Annotated in this window: 14 protein-coding genes; 7 read left to right on the top strand and 7 right to left on the bottom strand. The window is 57.1% G+C overall.

The annotated features are described in order from the left end of the window. Positions 1-36 precede the first annotated feature (36 nt). Together J7E41_RS14975 and J7E41_RS14970 are read right to left on the bottom strand one after the other, a co-directional pair. Positions 37-1,392, bottom strand: a complete 1,356-nt coding sequence (locus J7E41_RS14975; protein WP_285229504.1) for a heavy metal sensor histidine kinase — start codon at positions 1,390-1,392, stop codon at positions 37-39. Then, entirely contained in the window at positions 1,392-2,072 is a 681-nt protein-coding gene (locus tag J7E41_RS14970) for a heavy metal response regulator transcription factor (protein WP_214993961.1), read from the bottom strand. The genes J7E41_RS14975 and J7E41_RS14970 overlap by 1 nt, the downstream gene beginning before the upstream one ends. 157 nt (positions 2,073-2,229) lie before the next feature. On the opposite strand from J7E41_RS14970, the gene copI reads away from it, so the two are divergent. Together copI and queF are read left to right on the top strand one after the other, a co-directional pair. After that, complete coding sequence (gene copI / locus J7E41_RS14965) at positions 2,230-2,760, top strand: copper-resistant cuproprotein CopI (protein ID WP_214993959.1); 531 nt, start codon at positions 2,230-2,232, stop codon at positions 2,758-2,760. 205 nt (positions 2,761-2,965) lie between these two features. Continuing rightward, complete coding sequence (gene queF, locus J7E41_RS14960; protein ID WP_214993956.1) at positions 2,966-3,796, top strand: NADPH-dependent 7-cyano-7-deazaguanine reductase QueF; 831 nt, start codon at positions 2,966-2,968, stop codon at positions 3,794-3,796. 36 nt (positions 3,797-3,832) lie between these two features. Here queF and J7E41_RS14955 read toward each other — a convergent pair whose 3' ends face one another. Continuing rightward, positions 3,833-4,099, bottom strand: coding sequence for a DUF4404 family protein (locus J7E41_RS14955; RefSeq protein ID WP_214993955.1), 267 nt, complete (start codon positions 4,097-4,099; stop codon positions 3,833-3,835). A gap of 110 nt (positions 4,100-4,209) precedes the next feature. Further along, positions 4,210-4,821, bottom strand: a complete 612-nt coding sequence (locus tag J7E41_RS14950; RefSeq protein WP_214993953.1) for an HAD family phosphatase — start codon at positions 4,819-4,821, stop codon at positions 4,210-4,212. A 198-nt stretch (positions 4,822-5,019) separates the two neighbouring features. Here J7E41_RS14950 and J7E41_RS14945 point away from each other — a divergent pair, with 198 nt between their 5' ends. Continuing rightward, positions 5,020-5,709, top strand: coding sequence for an MlaA family lipoprotein (locus J7E41_RS14945; RefSeq protein ID WP_214993951.1), 690 nt, complete (start codon positions 5,020-5,022; stop codon positions 5,707-5,709). 58 nt (positions 5,710-5,767) lie between these two features. On the opposite strand, the gene J7E41_RS14940 is transcribed toward J7E41_RS14945, so the two are convergent. Beyond that, the gene (locus J7E41_RS14940; protein WP_214993950.1) at positions 5,768-6,067 is read right to left on the bottom strand and encodes a PilZ domain-containing protein; all 300 of its coding nucleotides are present in this window, start codon (positions 6,065-6,067) and stop codon (positions 5,768-5,770) included. 277 nt (positions 6,068-6,344) lie between these two features. Here J7E41_RS14940 and rssB point away from each other — a divergent pair, with 277 nt between their 5' ends. Beyond that, on the top strand, positions 6,345-7,526 hold the full coding sequence (rssB, locus tag J7E41_RS14935; protein WP_155582987.1) for a two-component system response regulator RssB: 1,182 nt from the start codon (positions 6,345-6,347) through the stop codon (positions 7,524-7,526). Beyond that, a complete protein-coding gene (rssC, locus tag J7E41_RS14930; protein ID WP_214993949.1) occupies positions 7,526-8,008 on the top strand; it encodes an anti-sigma factor antagonist RssC in 483 nt (160 codons plus the stop codon). Before rssB ends, rssC begins: the two co-directional genes overlap by 1 nt. An 86-nt stretch (positions 8,009-8,094) precedes the next feature. Here the strand turns inward: rssC and tal are convergent, their stop codons facing one another. Together tal and J7E41_RS14920 are read right to left on the bottom strand one after the other, a co-directional pair. After that, positions 8,095-9,021, bottom strand: coding sequence for a transaldolase (gene tal / locus J7E41_RS14925; RefSeq protein ID WP_214993948.1), 927 nt, complete (start codon positions 9,019-9,021; stop codon positions 8,095-8,097). A 245-nt stretch (positions 9,022-9,266) separates the two neighbouring features. Beyond that, positions 9,267-10,232 (bottom strand): glycosyl hydrolase family 5, encoded by a 966-nt coding sequence (locus tag J7E41_RS14920; RefSeq protein ID WP_214994200.1) that lies wholly within the window; start codon positions 10,230-10,232, stop codon positions 9,267-9,269. Positions 10,233-10,531: 299 nt separating this feature from the next. On the opposite strand from J7E41_RS14920, the gene J7E41_RS14915 reads away from it, so the two are divergent. Continuing rightward, positions 10,532-10,972, top strand: coding sequence for a low molecular weight protein-tyrosine-phosphatase (locus tag J7E41_RS14915; RefSeq protein ID WP_214993947.1), 441 nt, complete (start codon positions 10,532-10,534; stop codon positions 10,970-10,972). A 40-nt stretch (positions 10,973-11,012) separates the two neighbouring features. Next, positions 11,013-13,223, top strand: a complete 2,211-nt coding sequence (locus J7E41_RS14910; RefSeq protein ID WP_214993945.1) for a polysaccharide biosynthesis tyrosine autokinase — start codon at positions 11,013-11,015, stop codon at positions 13,221-13,223. The last annotated feature ends 15 nt before the right edge of the window (positions 13,224-13,238 follow it).

Here is a 13,238-nt window from a genome sequence, read left to right as displayed (position 1 = left end):
GCGGGCTTGCTCGCGAAGGGGTCGGTACAGCTTGCATCAATGCCCCTGCGGCAACTCAATCACAAACCTAGTCCATCCCGCCCCCGACTCACACCGAATCGTCCCGCCATGAGCCCGTACAATCGACTGGGTAATCGCCAACCCCAGCCCCGCATGCTCGCTGCTACCTTCATGTCGCGCTGGGTCCGCCCGGTAGAACCGGTCAAACAACCTTGGCAGTAACGTCTGCGGAATGCCTTCCCCGGTATTTTCCACGCTCAGCTTCACGCCTTGTGTCTCGTCAACAATCCTCACGCTGACTTCCCCACCTTGCGGCGTAAAGCGCAGCGCATTATCCAGCAGATTGGAAAGCGCCCGGCGCAGCATGCTGCGGTCACCGAGGGTGCCGGCACTGCCTTTCCGGGTCATGTTCACCTGGGCGTCTTCTGCCAATGGGGCAAAGAACTCCAACAACGCATCTGCCTCGTCCGCCAATACCAATGGCTCGCGCTTGGGAATCAACAAGCCGTGATCGGCCTTGGCCAGGTACAACATGTCATTGACCAGTTGCGCCATCCATTGCAGCTCTTCCAGATTACTGTGCAACGCCTCGCGGTAATCTTCGAGCGGGCGGGGCTGGGTCAGGATGACTTGCGTATGGGTCAGCAGGTTCGACAGGGGCGTGCGCAGTTCATGGGCAATGTCAGCGGAGAACGCTGAGAGGCGCTGAAAGGCGTCATCCAGCCGGCCGAGCATGGCGTTGAACGCTTGGGCCAGTTCCGCCAGCTCCGGTGGCATCTGTTCCTGGGGCAGGCGCTGGGTCAGGGAGTGCACGGATACGCCGGCGGCTACCTCACTCATACGGCGCAACGGGCGCAACCCACTGCGGGCTGCCCAGGCCCCCAGCAATGCCGTGGCCAGGGCCGAGAGGCCGACGGTCAGCCAGATCAGGCGCTGCATGCGTTCCAGGAAGTGTTGGTGGTGGGTGATGTCGAGTATCAGGCTTAATTGCGGGGAGCTTGTCTTGCCCGCTACCAAAGGTGCGTTGTACACGCGGTAGTCCGTTCCGGTGCTTTGCAGACTGTGCAGGCCGGCGTTTGAAGGCAAGGTAATGTCCGGTGCACTGTCGAACCAGTGTTGACCCTCCATTGCGCTGATCCGCAAGGCCAGATCTGGCTGATGACGGAGTTCTTCGCGTAGCTGGCCCTCACGCTGGGTAAACAACGAGAGTGTGTCGACGCCTTGCAAGACATTGCGCAGTGTCACCAGCTTGCCGTCGAGTAATTGCTGGTCCAATTCGATGAAGTGGGCCTCGCTGGCGCGATTGAACAGTACTCCCGCCAGCAGCGAGACCACCGCGGTACAGGCGGCAAACAGCAACGCCAAACGGCTGGCCAGGGATATTCGCCTCATCAGCAGAAGCGCTCTTCAAGCACGTAACCCATGCCGCGCACGGTATGAATCAGCTTGTTGGGGAAGCTGTCATCGACTTTCAGTCGCAGACGGCGGATTGCCACTTCGATGATGTTGGTGTCGCTGTCGAAATTCATGTCCCAGACCTGGGAAGCAATCAGCGATTTGGGCAGCACCTCGCCCTGGCGGCGCAGCAGCATTTCCAGCAGGGAAAACTCCTTGGCAGTGAGGTCGATGCGCTGGCCGCTGCGTTCCACTCGCCGGCGAATCAGGTCCAGGCGCAGGTCGGCCAGTTGCAGGCTGGTTTCCTGAGGGGCACTGCCGCCACGGCGCAACAGGCTGCGCACTCGGGCCAGCAGTTCGGAAAACGCGAAGGGCTTGACCAGGTAGTCGTCGGCGCCCAGTTCCAGGCCGTGTACGCGATCTTCCACTGCATCCCGCGCCGTCAGGAACAGCACCGGTATGTCCATGCCGGCACTGCGCACCGCCTGAAGAATTTGCCAGCCGTCGCGGCCTGGCAGCATCACATCCAGGATCAACAAGTCGTAGCCGCCGGTCAGCGCCAGATGCTGACCGGTGGTGCCGTCGGCCGCCAGTTCGGTGTTAAACCCGGCTTCGGCCAGGCCCTGGCGCAGGTAATGGCCGGTTTTCGGTTGGTCTTCGACGATCAGCAGTTTCATGGGCGGCTCATGGCAACGGGTAACAGCAGGCTTTATACCGTGGGTGCCAGGGTGCAGGTCCAACCTGACAAAGTTGTAATCTAACAGTCAGCTGGCTGGCAGCGACGCATCATTAGAGTTTCCCACAGGCTGATTCGAAACCTTTTGGAGAGTGACCATGTTTTTGCGTAAACCCTGGTTGTTGGCAGGTTGCCTGCTGGTGTTGAGTGTACCGGTGCTGGCTTCTCCGGCCGAAACCTTTGCTTTCGGTGAGGCCGCACCTGCCGCCAAAGCCACGCGTACCGTGGAAGTGCTGCTGCAGGACATTTCCTTTTCTCCAAAGTCCCTCGACGTAAAAGCCGGCGAGACCGTGCGTTTTGTGCTGATCAACAAAGGTCAGTTGCTCCACGAATTCAACCTCGGTGACGCGGCGATGCACGCCAGTCATCAGCAGGAAATGCTCAAGATGCAGTCCAGTGGGATGCTCACCCCGACGGGCATGAAGATGGGCGATATGGACCACAGCGCCATGGGGCATGGTGATATGGGCGGGATGAAACACGATGACCCTAACAGCGTACTGGTAGAGCCGGGCAAAACCGCCGAACTGATCTGGACCTTCAGCAAGGCTGGCGCCCTGGAGTTTGCCTGCAACATCCCCGGGCACTATCAGGCGGGGATGGTGGGCAAGCTGACCGTTGCCCCCTGACCCCGTAGCAGCTGTCGAGCCTTGGCGAGGCTGCGTAGGGAGTAACTCGGTTTGGGAGCAGCAGTGCGGCCTACGCAGCCTCGCCAAGGCTCGACAGCTGCTACGGGATGTTCAAGTGGAACTACCTGAAGTTCAAGACGGCATAACTTAAGGGCGGGAACAAAGGCTGGTAGACTGGCGGGGTTTCTTTAGCCAGGTTTCCGCCATGCATCCCGCAGCCGAACATTCGCCGCTGGGCAAGTCCAGTGAATACATCTGCACCTACACCCCATCGTTGCTGTTTCCGATACCGCGCGCGGCCAAGTGGGCCGAACTGGGCCTGAGCGCCGAGACCCTGCCGTATAAAGGCGTGGATTTCTGGAACTGCTTCGAATTGTCCTGGTTGCTGCCGTCCGGCAAGCCGGTGGTGGCCATCGGTGAGTTCAGCATCCCGGCCGACTCGCCGAACATCATCGAGTCCAAATCTTTCAAGCTGTATCTCAACTCGCTGAACCAGACGCCGTTTGCCGAGACCCAAAGCCTTGAAGCGACGTTGCGCACCGACCTGAGCGCCGCTGCCGGCAAGCCGGTGGGCGTGCGAATCCGCCATTTGGCTGAGGTTGAAGCCGAAGGCGTGGTATCGCTGCCGGGCGTGTGCATTGATGATCTGGATATCAGCGTCAGCAATTATGAGCATCCGCGTCCCGAACTGCTGCGTTGTGATGAGTCTCGCGTGGTGGAGGAGAGCGTTCACAGTCATCTGCTTAAATCCAACTGCCCGGTGACCAGTCAGCCTGATTGGGGCAGTGTGGCGGTGGAGTACCGTGGTTCGGCGCTGGATCATGCCAGTTTGCTGGAGTATCTGGTGAGCTTCCGTCAGCACTCTGACTTCCACGAGCAATGCGTGGAGCGGATTTTCCTGGACCTGCAACGCTTGTTGAAACCGGAAAAGTTGACGGTGTATGCGCGTTATGTGCGCCGTGGCGGCCTGGATATCAACCCGTATCGCAGCACGGAAGAGGTGGCGTTCCAGAACCTGCGTCTGGCCCGTCAGTAAAACAAAAGGCCCCGCTCGATAGCGGGGCTTTTGTTATCAGATCCCGATATTGCCCAGGGTCTGCACAATGTTGCGCAAGGTCCCGGCAATGCCTGGGTGGTCCAGCTCAAAGCGTTCCACTGCCAGGTTCACGCCGTCGGCGATGCTTGGATCCTGGATGGCGCCTTCCAACGGCTCCTGAACTTCAAGCTCAGCAATCAATGTTTCCAGTTCTTCACGTTTCTCAGGAAGCATCAACGGATTCTGTTCCAATTGCTCGCGCAATAATTTGACCTGTTCTTGCAACTGTTCGCGGGCAGGCATGGCGTTCTTCCTTTTATCGATAGGCACTGGCATAGACCGCGGCACGCCGATAAAGGTCTATGAACTGACCTGTAGATTAATCCACTCATGGCTGTTGTGCATGATCTCGATCAGGGCTTCTCACCCTTGAGTTGCCGCAGGCTGATGTCTGCCAGGCACGTTTCCAGTTCGCCCAGGTGATCGATCACCGAATGCACCCCCAGCCCATACAGTGCCATGGTCGCCTTGGCGCGCTTGCGCTCCCGCTCCTGCTGGCTCAGCGCCTGCCATTGCGCAGGAGAAAGCCCGCACAGCGAACCGCAAGAGGCCAGGCCGATCGTCCATAGCCCGGCGTTGAGCCCTGATTGCAGCAGGCGCGGTTCACCGCTGACTAATACACAGCCTTCCAGGCGCTCAATGTTCAACGCCATCAAAGCCTGCCAGCAGGCGTGGGGCGCCGGCCAGCGGGTGGAGGAGGGAGGTGTCGCGTTGACCCAGCGTGGCAGCCCGGCAGCCAAGGCCGTGGAAACGGCGCCCGGCAGTTCGTCCAGCCAGGCACAGGGAATGCCATGTTCTTCCAGGCTGCGCAGGATCTTCAAGGCTCCGGGCGTGGCGTGGGGATCTGGGGAGGGCGTGGCGTTATTGCGGGCCAGGGAACCAAAATCTACCAGGCAGCCACTCAAGCCGAACAGTACGGCAGTCAAAGACGGGGCACTGGCGACAGCAATCTCGGCGTGAGGCATTTCGACGTCCCTGAAAATAGCTGTGACGCTATCGGAGGGCGATGACAGGCTGATGACAGTTGATTCTGATTGTAGGAATTTTGTATATAAGCGGAACGAAATTTCCTCGAGACTGCCTTATCTGGCGCTTCCGTCATATACTGACACCCTTCATTCAGGGCATAGCGCCCATGACAGACCATTCAAGGAGTTCAAGCTATGCGCTGGAGCCAATGCCTCGCTCAGTTGTCCGTGTGTGCCAGTATCCTGCTGGTGCCTTTCGTTGCCCAGGCGGCTTCGGAAGACGATCCATGGGAAAGCGTCAACCGTCCGATCTTCACCTTCAACGACACCGTTGATACCTACGCGCTCAAGCCTTTGGCTCAAGGCTATGAATGGATCACCCCGCAATTTGTCGAAGATGGCATCCACAACTTCTTCCGCAATATCGGCGATGTCGGCAACCTGGCCAACAATATCCTGCAGCTCAAGCCTTATAACGCTGGCGTGGACACGGCGCGTTTGCTGGTAAACACCACATTCGGTGTGTTGGGCTTCGTTGATGTAGGCACCAAAATGGGGCTGCATCGTAGCGATGAAGACTTTGGTCAGACCTTGGGCTACTGGGGTGTCGGCAGTGGTCCTTACGTGATGCTGCCATTGCTGGGCCCAAGTACTTTGCGTGACGCGCCGTCCAAGTATGTGGACAGCTATACCCAACCGTACCGCTACATGGACGATGTTTCCTTACGCAACAGCGTCATGGGCTTGAACATCGTCGACACCCGCGCCAGCTTGCTGTCGAGCGAGAAGCTGATCAGCGGCGACAAGTACACCTTCATCCGCAACGCCTACCTGCAGAACCGCGAGTTCAAGGTCAAGGATGGCAAGGTAGTGGATGATTTTTAAGGCTTAGGCTCTTAAATGAAAAAGGCGACCTTGGTCGCCTTTTTTGTGTGCATTGATTTCAGTTCATCTTCAAGATCGACAGGCCCAGCTTTTGCCCGCCATCGTCTTGATCGGCCACCCACACCACTTCGGTTTCGGCGTTCAGACCCTTGAGTGCAGCGTGATCCGACTCTATGCGGACACTTAATCGATCTGCGACCTTGAATCGCTTGGGTGTCTGTACCTGCATGCCCGAGCCCGAAAGATCGACACATACCGCGGCAATCACCTGCCCGGCGTGGATCAGAGAGACTTGGGCATCCACCCGCATACGGATGAAATCGCGTTTTTCAGCGTAGTCGCGCTCATGTTCGCTCACAGGTTCCATCCTTACATTGCGTTGTGGTTTTGTCTGTTCTTATAACTCCCGGTGATTTGCGGTGTAAAGACGCCCGGCGACCATCGGCATGAGCTTGAAACCCCTGGCGGATGGGAGTACCGTCTGCGCCTTAGAAGGGCACCTCTGGTTTACTTTTGTGCGTGGGCAAAAAGCTCGCACTTTGTAGGACAGAGAGGCTAGAAAGCGAATCCAGTAGTGTGAGTCCGGCCTTTGCCTGGCTGCCTACGCCAACCTAATTCTGGCGCCGTTTGCCCACATGCAAAAAACCAGTGCCACGCTGCTGATAATCGATGACGACGAAGTAGTGCGCGCGAGTCTCGCGGCCTATTTGGAAGACAGTGGCTTCAGCGTCCTGCAGGCCAGCAACGGCCTCCAGGGTCTCCAGGTGTTCGAGCGCGACAAGCCCGACCTGGTTATCTGCGACCTGCGCATGCCTCAGGTGGGCGGCCTCGAGCTGATCCGCCAAGTGACCGATATCGCCCCGCAGACGCCGGTGATTGTCGTGTCCGGTGCCGGGGTGATGAACGACGCGGTCGAGGCCTTGCGCCTGGGCGCCGCCGATTACCTGATCAAGCCTCTGGAAGACCTGGCGGTGCTGGAGCACTCGGTGCGTCGTGCCCTGGATCGTGCACGCCTGCTGCTGGAAAACCAGCGCTACCGTGAAAAGCTGGAAACTGCCAACCGTGAACTCGAAGCCAGCCTGAACCTGCTCCAGGAAGACCAGAACGCCGGTCGCCAGGTGCAGATGAACATGCTGCCGGTCAGTCCCTGGACCATCGACGAGTTCCAGTTTGCCCACCAGATCATCCCGTCGCTGTACCTGTCGGGTGATTTCGTCGACTACTTCCGCGTTGATGAGCGACGTGTCGCGTTCTACCTGGCCGACGTTTCCGGCCATGGCGCATCCTCTGCATTCGTGACCGTGTTGTTGAAATTCATGACTACACGGCTGTTGTTCGAATCCAAACGCAACGGCACCTTGCCGGAGTTCACTCCCTCGCAAGTGCTGGGCCACATCAACCGGGGCCTGATCAGCTGTAAGCTGGGCAAGCACGTGACGATGGTGGGCGGCGTGATTGATGAAGAAACCGGTCTTTTGACCTACAGCATTGGCGGTCACCTGCCATTGCCGGTTTTATACACTCCAGACAGTGTGCGTTATCTGGAAGGGCGTGGTTTGCCAGTGGGCTTGTTCAATGAAGCCACCTACGAAGACCACATCCTGGAGTTGCCGCCGACCTTCAGCCTGACGCTGATGTCCGACGGTATCCTGGACCTTTTGCCAGAGCCTACACTCAAAGAGAAAGAGGCCGCCTTACCCCAACGGGTCAGGTCGGCGGGCGGCAGCCTGGATGGCCTGCGGCAGGTTTTTGGATTGGCCACGCTAGGGGAGATGCCGGATGATATCGCCCTATTGGTGTTGAGCAGGAATCTTTGATGAGTACCGGAAGAATCCAATTCGCCGAGCAAGACGGGACTTTTGTCCTGAAGTTTGTCGGTGAAGTGCGCCTGACCTTGTGTTCGGCGCTGGATGCGACGATTGAGCGGATTTTCACAGCGTTGAACTTCTCGGCGATTGTGATTGATCTGACCGAAACCCGCAGCATCGATAGCACCACCCTTGGGCTGTTGGCCAAGTTGTCCATTCTGTCTCGGCAGAAGGTCGGACTGCTGCCGACCGTCGTCACCACCCACGAAGACATCACCCGGCTGCTGCAGTCCATGGGCTTCGATCAAGTGTTCAACATCGTTGACCGCCCGATCCCGTGCCCGGAATGCCTGAGCGACCTGCCTTCCCAGGATCAATCCGAGGAAGTGGTACGGGTCAAGGTGCTGGAAGCCCACAAGATCCTGATGGGCTTGAACGACTCCAACCGCGAGGCGTTCCACGACCTGGTGAATGCGCTGGAGCGGCATTGATTTCCCCGCCGCCTTTGTAAAAAGGGCAAGGCATGAAAAAGGGCGGTACCTGTGAAAGGTACCGCCCTTTTTGCCGTGGCCCGTTTTTAGAGCTTGGCGGTCAACAGCGCTTCGAGTTTTTCCTGGTCGCGGGCGAACTGACGAATGCCCTCGGCCAGCTTCTCGGTGGCCATCGCATCTTCGTTGGATTCCCAACGGAACTGCGCTTCAGTCATGTGGACGCGAGCTTCGCCTGCCTGGCCTGGTGCCAGCTTGCGCTCCAGCTTGCCATTGTCGGCCGCCAGTTTCTCCAGCAGGTCCGGGCTGATGGTCAGGCGGTCACAACCGGCCAACTGCTCGATCTGGCTCAGGTTGCGGAAGCTCGCACCCATCACCACGGTCTTGTAGCCATTGGCCTTGTAGTAGTTGTAGATGCGCGTCACCGACTGCACGCCCGGATCATCGGCGCCGGCGTAGTCGTTGCCATTGGCCTTTTTGTACCAGTCGTAGATACGGCCCACGAACGGCGAAATCAGGAACACACCCGCTTCGGCGCAAGCCACGGCCTGGGCAAAGGAGAACAGCAGCGTCAGGTTGGTCTGGATGCCTTCTTTTTCCAGCGTCTCGGCGGCACGGATGCCTTCCCAGGTGGAAGCGATCTTGATCAGTACACGATCACGACCAATACCGGCCTTTTCGTACAGGTCGATCAGGCGATGCGCACGCTTGAGCACGGCATCGGTGTCAAACGACAGGCGGGCATCTACTTCAGTGGAAATGCGGCCAGGGACCACTTTCAGGATTTCTTGCCCGACCGCGACCGCAAAACGGTCGCTGGCCAGGCCGACATCACCGTTGCAGTCGGCAACGCACTCGTCCAGCAGCTTGGCATAAGCCGGGATCGACGCCGCCTTGAGCAGCAGCGACGGGTTGGTGGTGGCATCCACCGGCTTGACGCGAGCGATAGCTTCAAAATCGCCGGTATCGGCAACGACAGTAGTGATTTGTTTAAGTTGTTCCAGCTTGGAAGTCATGGGCGTGCTCTGTCCTGTGGGTCTGATGACATTACCCGAGCGCTGACAGCCACTCAAGGGCGTGTGTGCGTATCGATGGCCTCAGCGGCAACATCCGCAAAACGGCTGTTTGAATGGCGAGGCGCGGTATCGGTAAATACGATGCCAAACCGGGGCACAGGTTCAAAGCAACTGACCGTTGACGCTCCCATGGCCGGATCTCGCGCCTGAGCTATTGCCCAGCCAAGGTGCGTGTCGTATTCATCCTATTGTGGCATTAGTAGTGCCTTGGCGGCCGTTTCTGCCGGTTTCGATTGGCCATCGGAAGTCCGCAGGCCGAAATTCTTCTCCCGATCGTTGCCGCCCGAATCACTGTTCTTCCACTCATAAAGGGAGGTCAGTGGGATGTTCAGCTTTTTGACATCGGAGATGAACGTGTGGACTTTACTGGCTTGCCCTTCGGTCCCGCCATTGGAGCTGAGTGACGGCGCGCCCCATTCGCTGATAACCCCCGGTAGGTGAAAGTTCTGCTGAATGAACGCTTGGGCATTGTTGATCTGGGCACCGGACAAGCTATAGGGATGATAGGAAATCGCGCTGAGGCATTTGGGGTAATCACTGACAATCTTGTTCAGCGCCACTGTGGACGCGCTTCCCGGGCTCGGCGCTTTCGCGAAGCCAAAGCCGATCAGCGGTGTCGTTTGCGCTTTTTGTCCCAGCGAATGGCACACAGCGCTCATGAACGGAACAAAGGTCGTATCGAAGTTGCGGGTCGGCCAATACTTTTCCAGGTCCGGTTCATTCCATATTTCAATGGCGACCAGTTGCGCACTGTAGGACTGCTCCAGTGCAAACACCGAGTTGGCGAACAGTTCTCCCGCAGCCGCAAGCTCGCTGGCGTTGCCGGGTGTGGTTGTCAGCGCCTTGGTTGAGCGAACGGTCATCAGTACCGGTAATTCGGCCGATTTGGCGGCGGCGAAGGCATCGCTGATCTGCTTTTGATACGCCGAGCCGCCCAAGCTGTTCGTCCATATACCAAAACGCACGAACCCGAACCCCGACGCTTTGATCTTCTCGGCATCGGCAGAAGTGAAACTCTGGATCTTGACCTGGACGCCGATGGTCTTGTTGGCCGACAGGGCGGGGAACAGTTCGCTGGCGTGAACCTGACTGGCGGCACTGAGCATGAGCAGCGTCGAAGCGGCAAGCCGTTTGAAAGGTGATGAGTTCATGTCGGGTTTCCTCAAGTCGAGCTGGAAATAACGTGGGCATTGGTTTGTTAATGCCATTAGTTTGATGACCTGCAAGGTTACGAAGTGCGCAAATGTTATTTTTTGTCAGGCATCGATTGTTAGAAAGTCAGCGTTATTTTTGGTCCGGTTATTCTGGTTGGGTGGTTTTTAGGTGTCGTGGTACTTAGTACGCTTGTATTTACAAGGCTGATCCGTTTCTGAGTGCGGGATGGACCCATCGGTTCACTCAAATCCCCGCCACGCATTGGTTGATTCGACATTACACGGGAAGCGTTGCCTTGTTCAGAAATATTCTTGTCGTCTGCGTTGGCAATATTTGCCGAAGTCCTACAGCAGAGATGCTGTTGCGTGAAGCGCTGGCAACTTCAACCATCGCAGTGACCTCAGCGGGCCTTTCCGCTCGTGTTGGCGAGTCCATGGAGCCTGCGGCGCGCCAGGTTCTGGAAGCGCGTGGTCATAGCGCGCAAGCGTTTAAAGCGCGGCAAATTACCCCGGACATCGTTAATGAATCAGACCTGATTCTGGTCATGGAAAAAGAGCATGTAAAACAAGTGCTGAAGATTGCATCGCACGCCAGGGGTAAAGTGTTTCTTCTAGGAAAGTGGCAGGGTGATCGGGAAATACAGGATCCCTATCGTCAAGGAAAAGCAGCTTTTATTCATGCCCATGCATTGATTGAAGATGCTGTTTGCTCATGGGCGCAGCGCCTCGGGCATTGATGAATAATTTTCAGATCAAGTAAATGGTAAGAACTAACTTATGCAATTACCGTCAGTAGTCGGCACCCGAGACAGCGAGCGAGATGATATTGATCTTCTCGGTATATTAGGCTCTTTAATTGATCGGAAATGGTTAATAGGCGCGTTCACCGGCGCATTTATGGTAGCCGGCGTTGCCTATGCGATTTTGTCGACGCCTGTGTATCTGGCGAACGCATTGGTTCAGGTCGAACCCAAAAAGAACGACATGCTCGGTTTCTCCGATCTCAACAGTATGCTCAATGGACAATCTCCATCGGTGACCGAGATTGGCATCATCAAGTCTCGAGCGGTGATCGGCAAAACCGTCGATGATCTGCACCTTGATATCAAAGTTACGCCTAACACGTTCCCGCTCATTGGCGGGTTTCTTGCCCGACGCTATGTGGGCGACTCTGTAGCGGCACCTGTTTTCGGCCTGAGCAGTTACGCCTGGGGAGGTGAGCGCCTAGAGATCGGGCAGCTCAATCTGCCGGAAGAACTGTTGGGCAAGAAACTCACGCTGGTGGCCGCCGAACAGCATCGATTCAAGCTTTTCGATGACAACGACAACCTGTTGGTGGACGGCGTCGTTGGCGAAGGGTTTGCGCAAAATGGCGTGCAGGGGCTGATCGCCAATATGGCGGCCAATCCCGGTACCCGTTTTGAAGTGGTGCGTAATCCAAGAATCGTCACCATCCTTGATTATCAGGATGTGCTGGATGTTTCCGAGCAAGGTAAGGAGTCGGGCATCATTGGCCTGGCCCTGGCCAGCACTGACTACGCCAAGGCGGTGAAGATTCTCAATAAAATCGCCATGTTGTATGTGCAGCAAAACGTGGAGCGCACGTCGGCCGAAGCGGCGCAAAGTCTGGATTTTCTGCAAGCCCAACTGCCGCAAGTCAAGAGCGATCTCATCAAGGCCAGCGATGCGCTCAACGCCTATCAAACCCGCGGCAAGACAGTCAATATTTCGCTCGAAACCCAATCGGTGCTGGAGCAGATCGTCGGCCTGGACACGCGCATTTCGGAGTTGAAGCTGCAACAGGCGGAGCTTGATCGCAAGTTCACCAAACAGCATCCGGTCTATCGCGCTTTGATGACGCAGATTGGAGAATTGACTCACCAACAGCAGAGTCTGGAGAGCAAGGTTCAGGACCTGCCCGCCACGCAACAGGAGTTGCTGAACCTGACCCGCGACGTGGAAGTGGCGTCGCAGATCTACACGCAGTTACTGAACAAATCCCAGGAACTGGACATCGTCAGGGCCGGCGCGGTGGGCAATGTTCGTCTCATTGACACTGCAGATGTCGACAAGACCACGCCGGTCAAGCCGCGCAAAGCCCTGATCATTCTGATCGCGACCTTCCTCGGGGCTTTTATCGGCGTCGCCCTGGTGCTTGTACGTAAATCCCTGAGTCGAGGATTGGAGGGGCCGGAGGCCATCGAGCAACTCGGGTTGCCGGTGTATGCGTCAATTCCATACAGCGCACTGCAACAGGAAGAGGATGGTAAAAAATTCCGCTTGAGTGACGAGTCGTGCAAGCAGGCTTCTCTGTTGGCCTTACGTAACCCGACAGACTTGTCTATCGAGTCGATCCGTAGTTTGCGCACTTGTCTGCATTTCGCGGGGCTGGATTCGACCAACAACCGGATCATGATTTCCGGCCCAAGCCCGGAGGTGGGTAAAACCTTTGTCTCTTCCAACCTTGCGGCCGTCATGGCGCAAAGCGGACAAAAGGTTGTACTGATCGATGCGGATATGCGCAAAGGGCATTTGCACAAGACGTTCAACACGCCGATCGCCAATGGTCTCTCGGACCTTTTGGTCAAGCGCTGCAGCCTGGAGCAGGGGGTTCATCAAACCGAGATCGATAACCTGCATTTCATCAGTCGTGGACAGGTCCCGCCCAACCCGTCAGAGCTGTTGATGCATGCGAACTTCCGTGAGCTGCTGGTGCAACTCAGTGAGCTGTATGACGTGGTGATCATCGATACGCCGCCGCTATTGGCTGTGACCGACGCCGCGATCGTCGGTCGTGAAGCGGCGATCAGTTTGATCGTCGCCCGCTTTGGTGTGAACCCTGCCAAAGAGATCGAATTGACGATTCGTCGATTTGCCCAGAACGGCATTCAGTTGAAGGGCGCCGTTTTCAATGGCGTCGAGAAGCGTACAGCGAGCTACTACGGCAATGGCGGTTACAACTACGAGTATGCGTCCGATAAGTCTTGATTCGGCGATTGTCAT

It is taken from the genome of Pseudomonas fluorescens (assembly GCF_018614655.1).
GTDB classification, from domain to species: domain Bacteria; phylum Pseudomonadota; class Gammaproteobacteria; order Pseudomonadales; family Pseudomonadaceae; genus Aquipseudomonas; species Aquipseudomonas fluorescens_BX.
This window is presented reverse-complemented; position numbering and strand designations above follow the sequence as displayed.

What these genes read in the sequence shown, in the direction of transcription:
- J7E41_RS14975 (WP_285229504.1), bottom strand. Translation starts at nt 1,392, where the DNA reads ATGAGGCGAATATCCCTGGCCAGCCGTTTGGCGTTGCTGTTTGCCGCC.
- J7E41_RS14970 (WP_214993961.1), bottom strand. Translation starts at nt 2,072, where the DNA reads ATGAAACTGCTGATCGTCGAAGACCAACCGAAAACCGGCCATTACCTG.
- copI (WP_214993959.1), top strand. Translation starts at nt 2,230, where the DNA reads ATGTTTTTGCGTAAACCCTGGTTGTTGGCAGGTTGCCTGCTGGTGTTG.
- queF (WP_214993956.1), top strand. Translation starts at nt 2,966, where the DNA reads ATGCATCCCGCAGCCGAACATTCGCCGCTGGGCAAGTCCAGTGAATAC.
- J7E41_RS14955 (WP_214993955.1), bottom strand. Translation starts at nt 4,099, where the DNA reads ATGCCTGCCCGCGAACAGTTGCAAGAACAGGTCAAATTATTGCGCGAG.
- J7E41_RS14950 (WP_214993953.1), bottom strand. Translation starts at nt 4,821, where the DNA reads ATGCCTCACGCCGAGATTGCTGTCGCCAGTGCCCCGTCTTTGACTGCC.
- J7E41_RS14945 (WP_214993951.1), top strand. Translation starts at nt 5,020, where the DNA reads ATGCGCTGGAGCCAATGCCTCGCTCAGTTGTCCGTGTGTGCCAGTATC.
- rssB (WP_155582987.1), top strand. Translation starts at nt 6,345, where the DNA reads ATGCAAAAAACCAGTGCCACGCTGCTGATAATCGATGACGACGAAGTA.
- rssC (WP_214993949.1), top strand. Translation starts at nt 7,526, where the DNA reads ATGAGTACCGGAAGAATCCAATTCGCCGAGCAAGACGGGACTTTTGTC.
- tal (WP_214993948.1), bottom strand. Translation starts at nt 9,021, where the DNA reads ATGACTTCCAAGCTGGAACAACTTAAACAAATCACTACTGTCGTTGCC.
- J7E41_RS14920 (WP_214994200.1), bottom strand. Translation starts at nt 10,232, where the DNA reads ATGAACTCATCACCTTTCAAACGGCTTGCCGCTTCGACGCTGCTCATG.
- J7E41_RS14910 (WP_214993945.1), top strand. Translation starts at nt 11,013, where the DNA reads ATGCAATTACCGTCAGTAGTCGGCACCCGAGACAGCGAGCGAGATGAT.